The following is a 16,974-nucleotide window of genomic DNA, read 5'->3' on the forward strand; positions in this document are numbered from 1 at the left end:
ACCGAATGAGATTGCGGCGCAAGCGCCGCCTGTTGCGTTGCGTTCGCAAACGGCGCGAATTAGAAGCGGTTTCCGACAAAACCAACGCCATTCAACCCGGTGACATCCTGTTGATGAGCGTGGTGCGAAACGAAAAAATCCGCCTGCCCTATTTTCTGGAATATTACCGAAAACTTGGCGTTGATCGCTTTTTGTTTGTGGACAACAACAGCGACGACGGCACACGCGAGTTTCTGAGTAGTCAGCCGGACGTATCGGTCTGGCAGTCCAACGGCAGCTATAAGCGGGCCACATATGGCACTGATTGGTCGAACTATCTGCTGCGCAAATACGCCGATGGGCACTGGGTTCTGACGGTCGATCCGGATGAGTTCTTCATCTATCCGTTCTGCGACACGCGGCCCATTCGTGCCCTGACCGACTGGCTTGATGGCTGTGCCGTCCGCAGTTTCGGCACCATGCTGATCGACATGTACCCGCAGGGCCCGGTAGATGCCGAACCCTATCGTGAGGGGCAAGACCCCTTCGAGATTGCCCGTTGGTTCGATGCCGGGAATTATGTGATCAGCAAAAACCCTGAATACGGGAATCTCTGGATACAGGGTGGGCCGCGCGCCCGTGTCTTTTTCCGCCAGGCTCCGGAAAAGGCGCCTGCGTTGAACAAGATACCGCTGGTCAAGTGGGACCGTCGATATGTCTATGTCAGTTCGACCCATTCGCTGCTGCCACGCGGGCTGAACCAAGTCTATGACGATTGGGGCGGCGAAAAAACCAGCGGGGCGTTGCTGCATGCCAAGCTGATCAACACCCTGGGTGACAAGGCACATGAAGAGATGGAGCGGCGTCAGCACTATCGCGGGTCCGGCGAATATCGCGCCTATGCCGAAGGGCTGAACGACCGTCCGGTGTTTTGGTGCGACCGGTCCGAGGCTTATATCAACTGGCGACAGCTTGAGATTCTTGGCCTCATGTCGAAAGGGAACTGGGCATGAGCAGCCTTGGCGTCATCATGCTGGTGCATGCCGCGCTTCCAAGGGCGCAACAGGTCGCGCGCCATTGGGCGGCATCCGGCTGCCCGGTGGTGATCCATGTCGACCTCAAGGTAGCGGAGACTGTTTTTGATGGCTTTGTAGCCTCCTGTGCGGACGAACCTCTGATCCGGTTCTCGGAGCGCCACACCTGCAACTGGGGCGGTTGGGGCATTGTTGCAGCCTCGCAATCAGCGGCTGAACTGATGCTGAAGGCCTTTCCCGATGTACACCATATCTTTCTGGCCTCGGGCGCCTGCCTGCCGCTACGGCCCGTCGATGAACTGGTCACATATCTAGCGGAACGGCCCCGTGTCGACTTTATCGAAAGCGCGACAACAGCTGATGTAAGCTGGACGATTGGCGGACTGGATCAGGAACGATTTACGCTGAGATTTCCGTTCTCGTGGCGTAAACAGCGCAAATTGTTCGACGCTTACGTAAAGCTACAGCGGACCATCGGAATCCGACGGTCGATACCCGAAGGTCTGGTGCCACATATGGGCAGTCAATGGTGGTGCCTGACCCGTCAAACGCTGTCGGCCATTCTGCAAGATCCCAAACGCAAAACATATGACCGCTATTTCCGGCGCGTCTGGATTCCCGACGAAAGCTATTTTCAGACCCTAACCCGGCTTTATTCAACACATATCGAAAGTCGCTCTCTGACGCTGTCCAAATTCGATTATCAAGGTCGCCCGCATATCTTTTATGACGATCATCTACAGTTATTGCGACGGTCGGACTGTTTTGTAGCACGCAAGATCTGGCCCCAGGCCAATCGGCTTTATCAGGCGTTTCTGACCAACCAGGCACAGGCGATGAAGCCTACTGAACCCAACCCGGGCAAGATCGACCGGTTGTTCTCGAAAGCGGTCGAGCGCAGGACTCGAGGCCGGGATGGCCTGTATATGCAAAGCCGCTTTCCCCGCCACGGCAGCGAAAACGGACTGACGTCGTTCCCCTATTCGGTATTCCAAGGGTTTACCGAACTGTTCGCAGATTTCGAGCCCTGGCTGTCGGAAGCCACCGGAACAAAGGTCCACGGTCACCTCTTCGGTCCCGAACGTGCGGAATTCGCCGGCGGGGCGCCTCTGGTCAACGGCGCACTAAGCGATTGTGCCAGCCTGCGGGACTATAATCCTACGGCGTTTTTGTCGAACCTGATCTGGAATACTCGGGGCGAGAAGCAGTGCTTTCAATTTGGCCCCACGGATACGCAGGACATCAACTGGTTTCTGGCGCGCGACAGAAATGCGCAGATTTCCGTTGTCACAGGCGCCTGGGCCATTCCCCTGTTCCGTTCGAATGGAAATTTCGCGGATATCCGAAACGAAGCCGCCCGCCTGCAACAAATCGAGACCAAACAGCTTGAGGTTTTAACTTCGGTCTGGACCAAGGCCAAAGTGCGCACCTGGTCGCTGGCCGAGTTTGTGGAATCTCCGATGGAGCCTCTGCAATCCATTCTGGAAGAAACCGGATGCCAGAACCCCAGCCACCTGACCCAAGCCCCTACGATGGTCGACCTGTCCGGGTTCGGGAAGTTCCTGCAAAACCTAAAGAACCAGGGTATGCACCCTTATCTTATGGGAGATTTTCCAGCCGATGACATTTTTGGCCGGCAACTCAGGCCTTATCGAAAACCATATCTGGTGCAATAGCGTTTCATGTCATCCAAATTCGACTATTTCGTAATACTTGCCGCCATGCGGACCGGATCGAACCTGCTTGAGGCAAATCTGAACGCATTGGAAGGTGTCTCCAGCCATGGTGAGGCCTTCAATCCTCATTTCATTGGCAGGCTAAAGGGGGACAGCCTGCTGGGCGTCACTCTCGAAGAACGCGACAATGACCCTAAAACCCTGCTGAACGCCATCCGATCAGCTGACGGTGAAATGAACGGGTTTCGCTTTTTCCAGGGCCACGATCCGCGTGTGTTAGAGCCTGTTTTGGATGACCCGAGTTGCGCCAAGATCATTCTGACGCGCAACCCTCTAGACAGCTATATCTCATTGAAGATCGCGCGCGAGACCAAGCAATGGCAGCTGAAAAACGTCAAGCGGCGGCGCACCGAGCAGATCGCCTTCAACCCTCGTGAGTTCGAAACCTATCTGGACCAGCAACAGGCCTTTCAACTGACTTTGCTGCATCATCTTCAGGCCAGCGGGCAAACCGCCTTTTTCATCGCTTACGACGATCTGAACCGGCTCGACAGCCTGAACGGCCTGGCGGCCTGGCTTGGGGTATCGGGCCGGTTGACCACGATCGACGACACGCTCAAACCCCAGAACCCTGAGCCGGCCTTGTCCAAGGTGACAAACCCTGATGAGACCGAACAGGCCTTGTCGCGCATCGACAGTTTCAGCCTGCACAGAACTCCGAATTTTGAACCCCGGCGTGGCGCGGCCGTTGCGACCTATGTCGCCACGCCGAAAACCCCGTTAATGTATCTGCCCGTGCGGAGCGGCATCGAAGGGGTTGTGAAGCAATGGATGGCTGCGCTTGATTCAATCAGTGCGGATGATCTGATCACTGATCAAAACCGCAAAAAGACCCGCCAGTGGTTACAGAATCATCCGGGGCATCGCAAATTCACCGTGGTGCGGCACCCGCTGGTACGCGCACATTCGGCCTTTTGTTCCTATATCCTCAGCACCGAGCCCGGCGCCTATCTGAAAATCCGCAATATGCTGCGCAACCGGTTCAAGCTTCCGATCCCCGGACAGTTACGCGCTGAAAACTACCCCATCGAGCAGCATTATGAGGCATTCTCGGCTTTTCTGACCTTCCTGCGGCAAAACCTGGCGGGACAAACCCCTGTGCGCGTTGACGGCGTTTGGTGCAGTCAGGCGCAGGTGTTGGAGGGCGTAGTCGGTTTTGCCCTGCCGGATCTAATCCTGCGCGAGGAAGAAATTGCAACTGCCCTGCCGGATCTGGCGCGGCCGCTGGGTCATGACAGCCCGCCCGCGCCCGGCAATACCAGACCAGATATCCCGTTTTCCCTGAGCGATATCTATGACACCAAACTTGAGGCGCTGGCGGCCGAAACCTACCAGCGCGACTATATGCAATTCGGGTTTGACGTCTGGAAGCCGGCTACGGGCGCAGCGTAATCACTGTGCCGCGATTCACCATCGCATAGATCTCTTCGATCTCTTCATTCTTGACAGCGATGCACCCTGCCGTCCAATCCGATTGCTTCTTGGCACGCTTTTTCTCGGACCGGGTTTTCGGCTCGCCGTGGATGAAAATGTCACCGCCCGGATCAACGCCCGCAGCCTTGGCCTCTGCGATATCCTTCGAATCCGGATAGGAAATCCCCAGCGACAGGTGATAGCGGCTTTTGGGATTGCGCCGGTCGATCAGATAGGTGCCCTCTGGCGTGCGGCCGTCGCCGCGTTTTGTTTTGGTGCCATTGGGGGCAAAGCCAAGATCGACCTTATATTCCTTGAGGACATGTTCATTGTGCAGAAGATAAAGCTTCCGCGCGCTTTTGTTGATGACCATAGAGGTCACCTCGGGGCCATCATAGGCCAGAAATCTGGGGTTGGCCGAGGCGCAGGCCGAAAGACCCAGCGTAGCCACAGCACCCATTCCAAATGCTCGACGATCCATGTTTAATGCCTGCTTCTGCTTTTTTTAGTGATTATGCCAGAAATCCAGAAAACTGAAATCACTTTTTGCTGTTCGACTGCTCAAGCAAACGGCGTTCGATGGATTCCAGCCTTTCCAGCACCTCATCACGATAGGCATCGGTTTTCACCTCATCCTCGGCGTGATGGGCATCCTGCATTGAATTCACGATCAGACCGACCAACAGGTTCACCACGGCAAATGTCGTAACCATGATGAAAGGCACAAAGAATACCCACGCATAGGGATAAACCTCCATCACCGGGCGCACGATGCCCATCGACCAGCTTTCCAGCGTCATGATCTGGAACAACGTATAAGCCGACAGGCCCAAATCGCCGAACCAGTCCGGGAATGTGCCCGAGAACAGCTTGGTCGAAATTACCGCGCCGATGTAAAACAGGATCGCCATCAGCAGGAAAACGCTGGCCATGCCCGGCAAGGCCGAGATGAAACCCTCGACCACCCGGCGCAGCCGTGGTGCGACCGAGATCACCCGCAAGACCCGCAGGATCCGCAAGGCCCGCAGCACCGAAAGACCGCCAGCGCTTGGGATCAGAGCGATGCCAACAACGATGAAGTCAAACAGGTTCCAGCCATTGGTAAAGAACCGCCGCCCCGTTGCGACCAGCTTCATCGCAATCTCGGCCACGAAAATCGTTAGGCAGAGGCTGTCCAACACCACGATCAAAGGGCCCGCGGCCTCCATCAGCGTCGGTGAGGTTTCCATGCCGAGCAGGATGGCGTTGAAGATGATGACACCAGTGATGAACCGACCGAAGGTCGGGTTTTCAGTGATATCATGCAGGCGCTGGGCAAGCCCCATTCTGAAACTCTCCTGTTTGGTCATGATGCGGGGTTCAGTGCAAACCGCGCGGCAAGTTCCGTGTGTGACGACCATCGAAATTGGTCAACCACCTGTACCCATTCAAGGGTATAGCCTGCGTTAATCAGATTTTTTGCGTCCCGCGCGAAGGTGACCGGATTGCATGAGATATAGGCGATCACTGCCGGTTGCGCCTGCGCCAGCTCGGCCACCTGCGCCTCAGCCCCGGCGCGGGGCGGGTCCAGGACAACCGCGTCAAAGTTCTTCAGCTCATCAGGCATCAATGGGCGGCGGTACAGGTCGCGCGCCTCGGTCGTGACCCGTTTCAGACCTTGCGCGCGACGCCAGCCTTGATCCAGAGCGGTGGTCATCAGGGCCTCACCCTCAACCGCGTGTACTTCGGCGTCCTCGGCCAGTGGCAATGAGAATGTCCCGCAACCCGCAAACAGGTCCACAACCCGCTTGGCGCCCTTGGTTGCCTGCAGAACTGCCTGTAATAGAGCCTGTTCTCCGTCCTTCGTGGCCTGCAGGAATGCCCCCGGAGGCGGCACGACAGCCGCCACGCCAAATCGCTGAACCGGGGCGTGGCGCGAGGCGATCACCTCGCCATCCCAGCTGAGCCGCGCAAGCCCATGTGCCTCGGTCGCCTGTGCCAGGGCCAGTTCCAACGGACCGTCCAGCGGTTTGCCGCCTTTGACGGCGACATCCAAACCGCCCTCGGAAAGGGTCAACGTAACGGCCAACGCCCCCTTTCGGCTACCGCCCAAAGGGGCAAGCGCCTCGGCCACGGGAACAGCTGCAATCAGGGCCGGATCAAGCAGATGACAATCAGAGATTTCGGTGATCGTGTCCGAGGCGCGGCCATGGAACCCGGCCATGGTGCCTTTTTTGGTCCGCCGAACCGCAATCGTAGCCCGTCGCCGTGATCGTTCCGGCGAGGTATAGATCGGCCGCATCGGGGCCTCGAGCCCCTGCGCGGCCAGTGCGTTGCGCACGACCTCAACCTTCCAATCAGCGACGAAATCATCTGCGGCATGCTGTAGCTGACATCCGCCGCAGGCTTTGTAGTGCCGGCACGGTGCTTTGACCCGCTGGTCCGAGGGGGTCTCGACCCGTATGTCGCTCAGCACTTGACCAACCAATGTCCCGCTGACCACCTCCCCCGGCAAGGTGCGGGGGGCGTAGATCGGTCCGTCGGCGATGCCGTCGCCCTGATGACCAAGGCGTAAAATGCTGTAATGCTGCGTCATGAGGGCCTGATAGCTGGGCTTTACCCACAACAAAACCCTTATTCGGCGGCGGCGGCCTGAATAAACCCGCCCGATTGGCGATCCCAGAACCGGGCATAAAGCCCGCCTTGTTCCAGCAAGTCGTCATGGCTTCCCATTTCAACGATCTGCCCTTGATCCAGAACGACGATCCGGTCCATCTCGCTTAGCGTCGACAGCCGATGTGCAATCGCCAATACCGTTTTGCCCTGCATCACCCGATGCAACGCGGTCTGAATCGAGGCTTCGACCTCGGAATCCAAGGCCGAGGTCGCCTCATCCAGCACCAGAATCGGCGCGTTTTTCAGGATGGCGCGTGCAAGCGCAATCCGCTGCCGCTGACCGCCGCTCAGCTTGACGCCGCGCTCGCCCAGATGCGCATCATAGCCCTTGCGGCCATGGGCATCCCGCAGGCCAAGGATAAACTCATGCGCCTCGGCCTTTTGCGCAGCCGCGATCATATCATCTTCTGAGGCGTCGGGGCGGCCATACAAGATATTCTCGCGCGCCGAGCGGTTGAACATCGCCGTTTCCTGCGTGACCATCCCGATCTGACTGCGCAAACTGTCCTGCGTCACCTGTGACACATCCTGCCCATCAATCCGAATTGCGCCGTTTTCCCCTTCATAGAGCCTGAGTAGAAGCGAAACGAGCGTGGATTTCCCCGCACCGGATGCGCCCACGATGCCCAGCTTTTCGCCGGGATGAGCGGTCATGTGCACGTCGGTCACGCCGCCGATGTCACCGCCATAGGCAAAGCTGACATGGTCAAACTCGATCTGACCTTCTGGCACGCTCAGCCTAGCTGCCCCTGCCGCATCCTCGACCCGGTCGCGCTTGGCGAGCGTCTTCATGCCATTCTCGATCTCACCAACATTGGCATAGAGCCCCATCAGCGTGAAACTGACCCAGCCGGTCATCTGCGAAATTCGCACGGACATCGCGCCCGCCGCAACGATATCGCCAGCGCTGGCCATCCCGGACCGCCACAGCAGCAAGGTCACCCCCAGCAACAGCACGGGCAACACCCCGGCCAGAACCATCAGTATGAACCTAAAACTGGCGGAGAGCTTGCCAAAGGCCAGCATCTTGTGGCGCAGATCGACCATCGAGTTTCGGGCCGCCTGATCCTCGAACTCGGAATGGGCGAACAGCTTGACGGTTTTGATATTGGTGATCGTGTCGACCACCTGCCCCGACACCATCGCCCGCGCCCCGGCCCGCGCCGCTGAGCGTGCCCGGATGCGTGGCAAATACCAGCGGATCAGCAGGAAATACACCGCCAACCAGGCGGCGAAGGGCAGCATGACCAGCAGATGAATAGACCCTAACAAAAGCAATGTCCCTGCCAAAGACGCCAGCGCAAATACCATTGCGCTTATCGTCTCGGACACGACCGAGGCCATCGCGTTCGAAGTTTGCATCTGTTTCTGAGCGATCCGCCCGGCAAAATCGTCGTCGAAATAGCTCACAGACTGACCCAAAGTCCACCGGTTCAGCTTGGCCAGAACCAGGGGCGGGATATTGGGCATGACAATATAGTTGTTGGAAAAGGCCGAAAGACCAAACAGCGCCGGTCGCAGCAGCATGAAAAATGCGGCGACCCCTCCAATTATCCAAAGATTGCCCGCCGTCAGAACCCCATCCGGCCCGCTTTCGTTTGCCATGTCGATCACCAGACCCAGCATCCAGGCGGTTCCGGCCTCCATCGCCCCGGCAGAGGCCGAAAACACGGAGGCGACAAGGATCATCGGCCAAGCTCCGGACAGGCACCAGCGAATGAACGCCCCCAGCCTTTGCGGCGGGGGCGTTTCGGTGGGTTTGAACGGATCTATGAGATCGGCAAGTTTCACTCAGCTGCCTCCGTGTTCAGGAAGCCTCCAGATTGCCGTGCCCAGAACTGGGCGTAAAGCCCGCCGTGTGACAGCAATTCGGAATGGGTGCCCTGCTCGACGATCCGGCCGCCATCCATCACCAGGATGCGATCCATTTGGGCAATGGTGCTGAGGCGGTGGGCAATCGCGATCACGGATTTGCCCTGCATCATGCCATAGAGCGTTTCCTGAATCGATGCTTCGACCTCGGAATCCAGCGCCGAGGTCGCCTCATCCAGCAACAGGATCGGCGCGTCCTTCAGGATCACCCGCGCCAGCGTCACCCGCTGCCGCTGACCACCTGACAACTTCACGCCCCGCTCGCCCACATGCGCATCATAGCCGGTACGCCCCTTCGGGTCCTGCAGGTCAAGGATGAACTCATGCGCCTCGGCCTGTTTGGCCGCGGCAATCATCTGCTCTTCGGAAGCCTCGGGGCGGCCATAGAGGATATTGTCGCGCACCGAGCGGTGCAGCAACGCGCTGTCCTGTTGCACCATACCGATATGGATGCGCAAACTGTCCTGAGTGACCCGGGCAATGTCCTGATCGTCGATCAAAATGGCCCCCTGCTCCACATCGTAGAACCGAAGTAGGAGCTTAACTAGGGTCGACTTACCAGCTCCCGACCGTCCGATCAGACCGATCTTTTCGCCCGGCTCGATGGTCAGGTTGATATGGTCCAGCCCGCCGGTCTTGCGACCGTAATGATGCGACAGATCACGAACCTCGATCTTGCCGTTGGACAGATGCAGGAGTTTGGCCTGCGGCGCATCCAACAGGTCGATCGGCTGAGCGATCGTCTCCATACCTTCGGCAACGACACCAAGCTGGCGGAAAAAACTGGTCAGCGCCCACATGATCCAGCCGGTCATCGCGTTCAGGCGCAGGGTCAGGGCTGTGGCCGCCGCGACCACACCGACCGTAGCGCTGCCCTGCATCCACAGCGCAATCGCCCAGCCAACCACACCAACGATCAGCAACCCGTTCAATGCAACCAGAACCGCATCCATGATGGTGAAAATCCGCATCTCAGCCTGAAAGGTACGGCGGGTTTCCTCGATCGCTTCGCGCGCATAATCCAGTTCCTGTGCCCCATGGGCAAACATCTTTACGGAATGGATATTGGTATAGCTGTCCACAACCCGGCCCGTTACGGCCGAGCGCGCGTCTGAGGCCGCCTTCGAAGCCGGCCCCACCCGCTGCACCGTCCAATGCACCAGAAACCCATACAGCACGAGCCAGATCAACAACGGCAACAGCAGCCGGGCATCAGCCGTCATCAACAAAATGGCTGCGCCGATCAGGTATGCCAGCGAGAAGGAAATCGCATCAAACACCTGAAACACGGCCTCACCCGCAGCGGGCGGCGTCTGCATGATCCGGTTGGCAATGCGGCCTGCAAAATCATTCTCGAACCAGCCCACCGATTGCCGCAACACGTGCTTATGCGCGCGCCAACGGATCAGAGTGCCAAAATTCGGCAGGATCGTGTTGTTCAGCAACAGCACGTCAACGACATGCAGCATGGGTCGCAGCAGCAGCACAAAAAGCGCCACCAGGATCAGTTCCGTACTATGGGTCTGCCAAACTTCGTCCGGCGGGGCGGACAGCAAGTCAACAACGCGACCCATATAATAGATCAGACCGACCTCAACCGCGGCCACCACGACCGAAATCAATCCGGCCCAGAAGAACACCCGCATAAAAGGGCGGGAATAGTTCAACATAAAGGGCCACAGCCGTGTCGGCGGCGTGTCGGTTTCTTCGTAGTCGACAAAAGGGTCGACGAGATTTTCGAAATAGCGAAACATAGAGAGTGCTCCGATTGAGCAGATAACAAGTCATGCGAAAAAAGATGGCGCCAGAACACCACCCCTACGGGTCAAGTGTTATGGCTTTAGCCGAACCAGATCCCGTAATACATTCGCATCCCTCCATTCATGTTACAGGCGCAAGAAAACACAAACGATCAGGCTTGTCATCCCCTTTTGAGACTTCAATTTACTCGACCAGCAACTCGGAGCGCGTCAGGGTGAAACCCGAGGCGATCCAGCGCGCCTCAAGCTCGGCCAGTTTCTTGCCCAGCGCCGGGCCGGTAAAGTCAGGGATCAGGTCAGCGGCCCGCACGGGAAAATCCGCTGCTGCCCCGTCCCGGAGCGCTTGCCGCTTATCCTCGGACCAGGGCTGTTCCAACAAAGCACAACGCAGCAGAACTTCGTGCAGGCCGTCCTTTTCGCCATAACGGAACCCAAGCTCGGCAGTGCCCGCGGTTCCCGCGGCCTCATCCCGCATCCGTGTCAGGCGTTGCATCTGGGCCTTGCTCAGACGCAGGGTCTGGGCAATCTCGGGCGTGGCGATGGAGGAAAGTCGCCGGACCGGCTCGGGCTTTGCCCCAGCCTGCTGTTCCAAGGCGATCAGCGGGGCAAGTGATCGATCCTCAACCCCCGGCAATATCTGTGCCAGAACGCCCGTGCTGCGCATGGCAGCGACCGAAGGCGCAGGGTCAGGCGCGGTCAGCAATTTCATAAACTCGGCCCCAACCCGTTCGCGCGACAGGCCTGCCAATCCGTCCAGATTGGTTGAAATGGCCGACAGCGCTTCGGGATCAAACCCGGCTTCGGCATCCCCATACCAGGCGTGAAACCGAAAATAGCGCAGAGACCGCAGATAGTCTTCGCGGATGCGATGCTGGGCGTTGCCTATGAACCGAACCTTTCGGGCCTTTAGATCGGGCAGTCCGTTCAGCGGGTCCAAAAGCGTCCCATCCGGGCGGGCATACAGCGCGTTCATGGTGAAATCGCGCCGGCTGGCATCTTCATCAACATTGTCCGAGAATGCCACAGCAGCCCGACGGCCATCGGTTTCGACATCTCGCCGGAAGGTCGTGATCTCATGCGGGATGCTTTGGCTGACAACGGTTATCGTGCCATGCTCGATCCCAGTTGGAATGGCCTTCAACCCCGCCGCCCGCATCAAATCCAGTACCTGCTGGGGCGGAGCGTCCGTGGCAATATCCAGATCCGAGACCGGCGCCCCCAAAAGCGCGTTGCGGACGCAACCGCCGACGAAAAGCGCCTGAAAACCGGCATCGATCAAAACGGCGCAGACTGTCTGGGTTGCCGGATTTGTAACCCAGCTTTCTGATAGCTTCATCATTCACTCACCCGCGCAGCCAAGCCCCGCAACATCCGGGCCGTAGCCCCCCAGATGTAATAAGGGCCATAGGGCACGGTGAAATAATACCGCCGCTGGCCCCGCCAGCGACGCGACTCAACGATATAATTCGCAGGGTTTAGAACATGCGCAAGTGGGACTGAAAAAACTTCGTCAACTTCACCCGGCTCAGGAATTGGGTCGAACCCGTCTCGTAGGATCGCGACAACCGGGGTTACGACAAAAGACGTCACGGTTTCATGGGTAGGCAAATGCCCGAGAATTTCAGGCATATCCGAGGAAAGGCCAATCTCTTCCTGTGCTTCCCGCAGGGCGGTTGCGGTTACATCCGGATCAGTCTCATCCTGTTTTCCGCCGGGAAAGGCGATCTGGCCGGGATGGTGTTTCAGCGCCGATGAGCGCTTGGTCAAAAGCAGGCGCGGGGCCTCATTCGTCACAAGAATCGGAACCAGAACCCCGGCTGGACGCAGCTTGCGCCCCGCTGGCAAAACCGCATCAGGGTTCAGATCGAAATCACTGGACCCGTTGCCGGGGTGGCTCAAGGCCGCCCGCAGCAGTTCTGTTGGATCAGGCCTCACCGGCATCGAAGCCAACGGTGACGGGGTCCAATACGTAATGGGCACCACAGAACTGACAATCGGCGGTGACCTGGCCCTCGGGGGTTGTCATCTTTTCGATGTCGCGCGCCGAATAGATCGACAGGCTTTGGCGCACGCGCTCTTCCGAGCAGGTGCAGCCGAACTGAACCGATTGCGCATCATAAACCCGTGGCTGTTCCTCATGAAACAGCCGGATCAACAGGTCGGTTGGCGCAATCGAAGGGCCGATCAGTTCAAGGTCATCAACAGTATCCAGAAGGATGTTGACGCGCCCCCAATTTTCACCTTCTTCACCGTCAACCAGATCATCCGCCGACAGAATCTGACCGTCACCCTCTGCATTGGCTACAAATGGTGACGCTTTGGGCATGTGCTGCAGCATGATGCCGCCTGCGCGCCAGTGCTCACCGACGCCAGGTTCAGTTGATTTGCCGAAACTCAGTGAAAACCGCGTCGGCAACTGTTCGGACTGTGCGAAATACGCCTCAGCGCATGCGCTGAGAGAGCCGCCAGCCAGCGGTGTGATCCCCTGGTAAGGCTGCGTGCCCTCGCCCTGGTCAATCATGATGGCGAAATAGCCTTCACCCACCTGATCAAACGGTGTGGAATCGGTCAGGCGGTCCGGGTCAAAACTGGCATAGGCGCGGATGCGGGCCAGTTCGCCCTCGGCCTGCGGAGCGTAGTAATCGGTTGCGATCATCCGAACGGCGCCTTTGGACTGAACCTGAAGCGACAGCTTCCAGCGCAGCGAGACGGTCTGGCCGATCAGAGCAGTCAGCAAGGCCATCTCGGCCACCAAAGCCTCGACCTTTTCGGGATAGTCGTGCTGTTTCAGAATGCCGTCCAACACTCCGTCCAGCCGCGCCACACGTCCGCGCATATCCGGTATATCAAGTTGAAAGGGCAGGACGGTGTCGTCCCACGCGATTTTTGTTCCAAGAGACATGGGGTTTCCTTAAACGCCACAGATTGGCATACCGCCAGCATATAGGTCGAAGATTTCGGGTTGTAAGGGGCCATACATGATCAGACGGTTCGGTGAAACCCCACAAGCGGGGCGCAAATACACACGACGTGTGGGTGTATACGCATTGTTGCCTCGAGGACGACATCTGTTGCTGACCTGCCAGACCGAGCCCGGCCCTGATCTGCAGTTGCCGGGTGGCGGTATTGACCCGGGCGAATCGCCCATCACCGCCCTGCATCGCGAAGTCTTTGAAGAAACCGGCTGGTTGATTGCCAGCCCGCGGCGGGTCGGCGCCTTTCGCCGTTTCACATACATGCCCGAATATGACCTGTGGGCCGAAAAGGTCTGTTTGATATATCGAGCCCGCCCTGTGCGCCGCATAGGTCCACCTTCAGAGCCATTCCACGAAGCCCTTTGGCTGGACAGTGCGGATGCCGCGCAGATGCTGGGCAACAGCGGCGACCGACATTTCGCTTCGGGACACCTGATGGGGCTTTAAGGCCCGCTGTATTCAAAGAAAACCGCAGATACGTCATCATCCATACCCTGGTCCGGATCCATGGCCTGTGTCAGCCGCCAGAACATATCGTCCAGAAATTCGGGCCCGCTGAGATCGATGGCACAATCCGTCACCATTCTGCACAGCCCCTCTTCTTCCAGCAGGGATCCATCCGCCATCCGGCATTCCGTGAACCCGTCTGAATATAGCAACAGCTTGTCACCGGGCTTCATGTAGGTATCGGTTCGCTGAAACGTGACATCCGGCAACAGTCCGATGGGCAAACCACCTTGCCCCAGATACTCGGTCCCACCATCCTGTCGCAACAACAGCGGATGCGGATGCCCTGCTTGCACCATCTTGAGATGTCCGTTTCGCAGGTCGATAATGGCATAGACCATGGTAAAATACTCTTCGACGCCAGCATCGGCCATAAGGCGGGAATTGAGCATCTCTGCCACCTGATCAGGTGGTAGCAATGCGTAAAATTTATCGAACCGCTTTTCCATCGCCACGTTCTGATCGAAATGTTTGCTGGACAGATACCCGCCCAGCCGTGCTGTCATCATCGCCGAGGTGATGCCGTGGCCGGACACATCGATGCTGTAAAACCCCACACGGTTGACCCCCGGTGAAAACATTCCCACCAGATCGCCACCGATATGCCCACAAGGTTTCAGCAACATGCTGATACGCGACCTACCGAAATCACGCGTGAGTTCGGGGACCAGAGATTCCTGTATCTTACGCGCCTGAATCAGGTCCTTGTCGATCGCATCATGGACCACTTTCAGTTCTTCGAGCGCGGTCTCGATCATACGGTTCTTATCAGACAGCTCACGCTGCATATCCAATATCCGTGCGCCCGCAGATATGCGCGCCCGCAATTCATCGGCCTCAAGAGGTTTGATCAGAAAATCATCCGCCCCGGCATCCAGTCCGCGCGCAACCTCCTGCTTTTCGCTTTTTGAAGTCAGAAGGATGAAATAGCTGTATTCGTCATTCTCCAGCGCCCGAAATGCTTGACAGAATTCCAGCCCGCTCATCCCCGGCATGACCCAGTCGCTCAGGACCAGATCGGGGGACATGGCAGCACAGATTTCGATGGCGGCCTCTCCGCTATCGGCCTCGAGCACCTCAAAGCCCCATTTCTTCAGCGAGGCCACAAGGATGCGACGTTGCAGACGACTGTCATCAACGACCAGCACCTTGCGAATCGCACCAAAATCCAGCTCTGCCTTTGTTTCTGCCTGACTGACCTCTGCCACCTGACCCTCAGCTCTGCCACATAATGCGGAACGGGACGACCCTAGCGCACGGCTGTTTAACATCCTGTGAAGGTCGTAAATGCATCCATCTTAACCACGGATTTACCAACGGCCTGTAGTGATAATCGGGTCGTTATCTTTAGGGAAAGGATGGCCATGATCGACTGGTCCAGGGTCAGACAGCTGCGGGACGAGGTCGGCGCCGACGAGTTTAACGAGGTAGTGGAAATCTTTCTCGATGAGGTGCAACAAGGCCTGGAGCATTTGCAGGTCGATGATGATCGGTCTGACTTCGAACAGCATCTACACTCCTTGAAGGGCAGCGCGCTTAGTCTGGGATTCAGGACATTGGCCAGGCTCTGCCAGGATGGTGAGCGCCATTCGGCACAGGGTCAGGCCGCAACCGTCGATATCGCCGAAATAGTCGGCACATTTCGGACCTCAGCAACGGAGTTTCAGGCAGGATTGAACGAGCTCTGAGCGGCGCCGTACAGGCAGCAAACAGGTACACTAGCGATGGGTGACAACCCGGCCCTGTATATTGTCTGTTTCAAACGCAGCTGATCCATCGCCGCGACAGACAACTTTGCAGTCTGGTCATTTTCTCAGATCACAAACTGGGCGAGGGTCTCGTCCTCGGTGATATCCGTAAAAGTGAACCCGGCTTCATCCAGATGCGCGAACAGACGGGCAAAGTTTTCGGGCTTGCGGGTTTCGATACCAATCAGAACCGAGCCGAAGTTACGTGCCGATTTCTTCATGTATTCAAACCGCGCAATGTCATCCTCGGGGCCAAGGATGTTCAGGAACTCTTTCAATGCGCCAGGGCGCTGTGGCAAGCGCAGGATGAAGTATTTCTTCACCCCCAGATAGCGCTGCGCGCGTTCCTTGACCTCGGGCAGACGTTCGAAATCGAAGTTGCCACCAGAGGTTACGCAGACAACGGTTTTCCCTCGGATAAAACTCTGAATATCGCTCAGCGCCTCAATCGCGAGGGCCCCGGCGGGTTCCAGAACGATGCCCTCGACATTCAGCATCTCGATCATGGTTGTGCAGATTCGGTCTTCGGACAGGACCAGAGCATCCGACAGATGACGGGATTTCAGCAATTCGAACGGTTTTTCACCGATCCGACCAACCGCAGCACCGTCAACGAAATTGTCCACCTGATCCAATGCCACCGGATGTCCTGCTGCCATTGCCGCGTGCAGACAGGCACCGCCTTTGGGTTCCACAAACAGGCAATGGGTCCGATCGCCAAACCACGTAGCCACGCCCGCAGACATGCCGCCACCACCTACTGGCAAAAGGATGTGGTCCGGCAACCCACCCAACTGCGCTTCGATCTCAACCGCAAGCGAGGCTTGCCCCTCGATCACATCAACATCGTCAAAGGGCGACAGAAAATGGCCGCCCTGTTCGGTGCACCACGCCTGCGCGGCGGCCAACGTGTCATCGAAATAGTCGCCGGTCAGATGAATCTCGATATTGTCGCCGCCGAAGATACGAGTTTTCTGGATTTTCTGCTGCGGCGTCGTCACGGGCATGAAGATCACACCCTTCACATCCATGTGCTTGCACATAAAGGCCACGCCCTGCGCATGATTTCCCGCACTGGCGCAGACAAACAGGTTCTGCCTCTGCTGTTTGCGCATGGCGTTGAACGCACCGCGGATCTTGTAGGACCGCACCGGGCTGAGGTCCTCACGTTTCAGCCAGATATCGGCCCCGAAACGATCAGACAGATGGGCATTGCGCTGCAGAGGCGTCACCGGAAACACAGAGCGCATCGCCTGTTCGGCAGCGCGGGCGCGGGTCATGAAATCACTCATGCC

Annotated in this window: 15 protein-coding genes; 5 read left to right on the top strand and 10 right to left on the bottom strand. The window is 57.8% G+C overall.

Features of this window, described 5'->3' with window-relative positions:
- Positions 1 to 5 precede the first annotated feature (5 nt).
- The 3 genes from AC2FFF_RS13490 to AC2FFF_RS13500 are packed head-to-tail and all read left to right on the top strand — an operon-like array spanning position 6 to position 4,141.
- Positions 6 to 992 (top strand): glycosyltransferase family 2 protein, encoded by a 987-nt coding sequence (locus AC2FFF_RS13490; RefSeq protein WP_142637363.1) that lies wholly within the window; start codon positions 6 to 8, stop codon positions 990 to 992.
- Complete coding sequence (locus AC2FFF_RS13495; RefSeq protein WP_142637365.1) at positions 989 to 2,689, top strand: DUF5927 domain-containing protein; 1,701 nt, start codon at positions 989 to 991, stop codon at positions 2,687 to 2,689. The genes AC2FFF_RS13490 and AC2FFF_RS13495 overlap by 4 nt, the downstream gene beginning before the upstream one ends.
- A 6-nt stretch (positions 2,690 to 2,695) precedes the next feature.
- Positions 2,696 to 4,141, top strand: a complete 1,446-nt coding sequence (locus AC2FFF_RS13500) for a sulfotransferase domain-containing protein (protein ID WP_142637367.1) — start codon at positions 2,696 to 2,698, stop codon at positions 4,139 to 4,141.
- Here AC2FFF_RS13500 and AC2FFF_RS13505 read toward each other — a convergent pair.
- The 8 genes from AC2FFF_RS13505 to hslO all read right to left on the bottom strand — a co-directional run bounded on the left by AC2FFF_RS13505 (position 4,125) and on the right by hslO (position 13,351).
- A complete protein-coding gene (locus AC2FFF_RS13505; protein ID WP_142637369.1) occupies positions 4,125 to 4,643 on the bottom strand; it encodes a L,D-transpeptidase family protein in 519 nt (172 codons plus the stop codon). The genes AC2FFF_RS13500 and AC2FFF_RS13505 overlap by 17 nt on opposite strands.
- 58 nt (positions 4,644 to 4,701) lie before the next feature.
- Positions 4,702 to 5,487, bottom strand: a complete 786-nt coding sequence (locus AC2FFF_RS13510) for an ion transporter (protein WP_142637599.1) — start codon at positions 5,485 to 5,487, stop codon at positions 4,702 to 4,704.
- Between the two features lie 20 nt (positions 5,488 to 5,507).
- A complete protein-coding gene (locus AC2FFF_RS13515) occupies positions 5,508 to 6,737 on the bottom strand; it encodes a class I SAM-dependent RNA methyltransferase (protein WP_281973397.1) in 1,230 nt (409 codons plus the stop codon).
- A gap of 38 nt (positions 6,738 to 6,775) precedes the next feature.
- Positions 6,776 to 8,608, bottom strand: a complete 1,833-nt coding sequence (locus AC2FFF_RS13520; RefSeq protein ID WP_281973396.1) for an ABC transporter ATP-binding protein — start codon at positions 8,606 to 8,608, stop codon at positions 6,776 to 6,778.
- Complete coding sequence (locus tag AC2FFF_RS13525) at positions 8,605 to 10,443, bottom strand: ABC transporter ATP-binding protein (protein ID WP_281973395.1); 1,839 nt, start codon at positions 10,441 to 10,443, stop codon at positions 8,605 to 8,607. Before AC2FFF_RS13525 ends, AC2FFF_RS13520 begins: the two co-directional genes overlap by 4 nt.
- 190 nt (positions 10,444 to 10,633) lie before the next feature.
- Positions 10,634 to 11,785 (bottom strand): CCA tRNA nucleotidyltransferase, encoded by a 1,152-nt coding sequence (locus AC2FFF_RS13530; protein WP_425595605.1) that lies wholly within the window; start codon positions 11,783 to 11,785, stop codon positions 10,634 to 10,636.
- Positions 11,785 to 12,390: a CoA pyrophosphatase gene (locus AC2FFF_RS13535; RefSeq protein ID WP_142637601.1), complete on the bottom strand. Its 606-nt coding sequence runs from the start codon at positions 12,388 to 12,390 to the stop codon at positions 11,785 to 11,787. Before AC2FFF_RS13535 ends, AC2FFF_RS13530 begins: the two co-directional genes overlap by 1 nt.
- The gene (gene hslO, locus AC2FFF_RS13540; RefSeq protein WP_142637378.1) at positions 12,374 to 13,351 is read right to left on the bottom strand and encodes an Hsp33 family molecular chaperone HslO; all 978 of its coding nucleotides are present in this window, start codon (positions 13,349 to 13,351) and stop codon (positions 12,374 to 12,376) included. The genes AC2FFF_RS13535 and hslO overlap by 17 nt, the downstream gene beginning before the upstream one ends.
- A 76-nt stretch (positions 13,352 to 13,427) precedes the next feature.
- Here hslO and AC2FFF_RS13545 point away from each other — a divergent pair, with 76 nt between their 5' ends.
- A complete protein-coding gene (locus AC2FFF_RS13545; RefSeq protein WP_271950593.1) occupies positions 13,428 to 13,871 on the top strand; it encodes an NUDIX hydrolase in 444 nt (147 codons plus the stop codon).
- Here the strand turns inward: AC2FFF_RS13545 and AC2FFF_RS13550 are convergent.
- On the bottom strand, positions 13,868 to 15,139 hold the full coding sequence (locus tag AC2FFF_RS13550) for a PP2C family protein-serine/threonine phosphatase (RefSeq protein ID WP_246097238.1): 1,272 nt from the start codon (positions 15,137 to 15,139) through the stop codon (positions 13,868 to 13,870). The genes AC2FFF_RS13545 and AC2FFF_RS13550 overlap by 4 nt on opposite strands.
- Positions 15,140 to 15,295: 156 nt before the next feature.
- Here AC2FFF_RS13550 and AC2FFF_RS13555 point away from each other — a divergent pair, with 156 nt between their 5' ends.
- The gene (locus AC2FFF_RS13555; protein ID WP_281973392.1) at positions 15,296 to 15,619 is read left to right on the top strand and encodes an Hpt domain-containing protein; all 324 of its coding nucleotides are present in this window, start codon (positions 15,296 to 15,298) and stop codon (positions 15,617 to 15,619) included.
- Positions 15,620 to 15,744: 125 nt separating this feature from the next.
- On the opposite strand, the gene ilvA is transcribed toward AC2FFF_RS13555, so the two are convergent.
- Positions 15,745 to 16,971, bottom strand: a complete 1,227-nt coding sequence (gene ilvA / locus AC2FFF_RS13560; protein ID WP_496882973.1) for a threonine ammonia-lyase IlvA — start codon at positions 16,969 to 16,971, stop codon at positions 15,745 to 15,747.
- Positions 16,972 to 16,974 lie beyond the last annotated feature (3 nt).

Source organism: Ruegeria sp. YTSA226, from assembly GCF_059609905.1.

Excerpts from the sequence above, each read along its gene's own strand:
- AC2FFF_RS13490 (WP_142637363.1), top strand. The coding sequence starts at position 6 with ATGAGATTGCGGCGCAAGCGCCGCCTGTTGCGTTGCGTTCGCAAACGG.
- AC2FFF_RS13495 (WP_142637365.1), top strand. The coding sequence starts at position 989 with ATGAGCAGCCTTGGCGTCATCATGCTGGTGCATGCCGCGCTTCCAAGG.
- AC2FFF_RS13500 (WP_142637367.1), top strand. The coding sequence starts at position 2,696 with ATGTCATCCAAATTCGACTATTTCGTAATACTTGCCGCCATGCGGACC.
- AC2FFF_RS13505 (WP_142637369.1), bottom strand. The coding sequence starts at position 4,643 with ATGGATCGTCGAGCATTTGGAATGGGTGCTGTGGCTACGCTGGGTCTT.
- AC2FFF_RS13510 (WP_142637599.1), bottom strand. The coding sequence starts at position 5,487 with ATGGGGCTTGCCCAGCGCCTGCATGATATCACTGAAAACCCGACCTTC.
- AC2FFF_RS13515 (WP_281973397.1), bottom strand. The coding sequence starts at position 6,737 with ATGACGCAGCATTACAGCATTTTACGCCTTGGTCATCAGGGCGACGGC.
- AC2FFF_RS13525 (WP_281973395.1), bottom strand. The coding sequence starts at position 10,443 with ATGTTTCGCTATTTCGAAAATCTCGTCGACCCTTTTGTCGACTACGAA.
- AC2FFF_RS13530 (WP_425595605.1), bottom strand. The coding sequence starts at position 11,785 with ATGAAGCTATCAGAAAGCTGGGTTACAAATCCGGCAACCCAGACAGTC.
- AC2FFF_RS13535 (WP_142637601.1), bottom strand. The coding sequence starts at position 12,390 with ATGCCGGTGAGGCCTGATCCAACAGAACTGCTGCGGGCGGCCTTGAGC.
- hslO (WP_142637378.1), bottom strand. The coding sequence starts at position 13,351 with ATGTCTCTTGGAACAAAAATCGCGTGGGACGACACCGTCCTGCCCTTT.
- AC2FFF_RS13545 (WP_271950593.1), top strand. The coding sequence starts at position 13,428 with ATGATCAGACGGTTCGGTGAAACCCCACAAGCGGGGCGCAAATACACA.
- AC2FFF_RS13555 (WP_281973392.1), top strand. The coding sequence starts at position 15,296 with ATGATCGACTGGTCCAGGGTCAGACAGCTGCGGGACGAGGTCGGCGCC.
- ilvA (WP_496882973.1), bottom strand. The coding sequence starts at position 16,971 with ATGAGTGATTTCATGACCCGCGCCCGCGCTGCCGAACAGGCGATGCGC.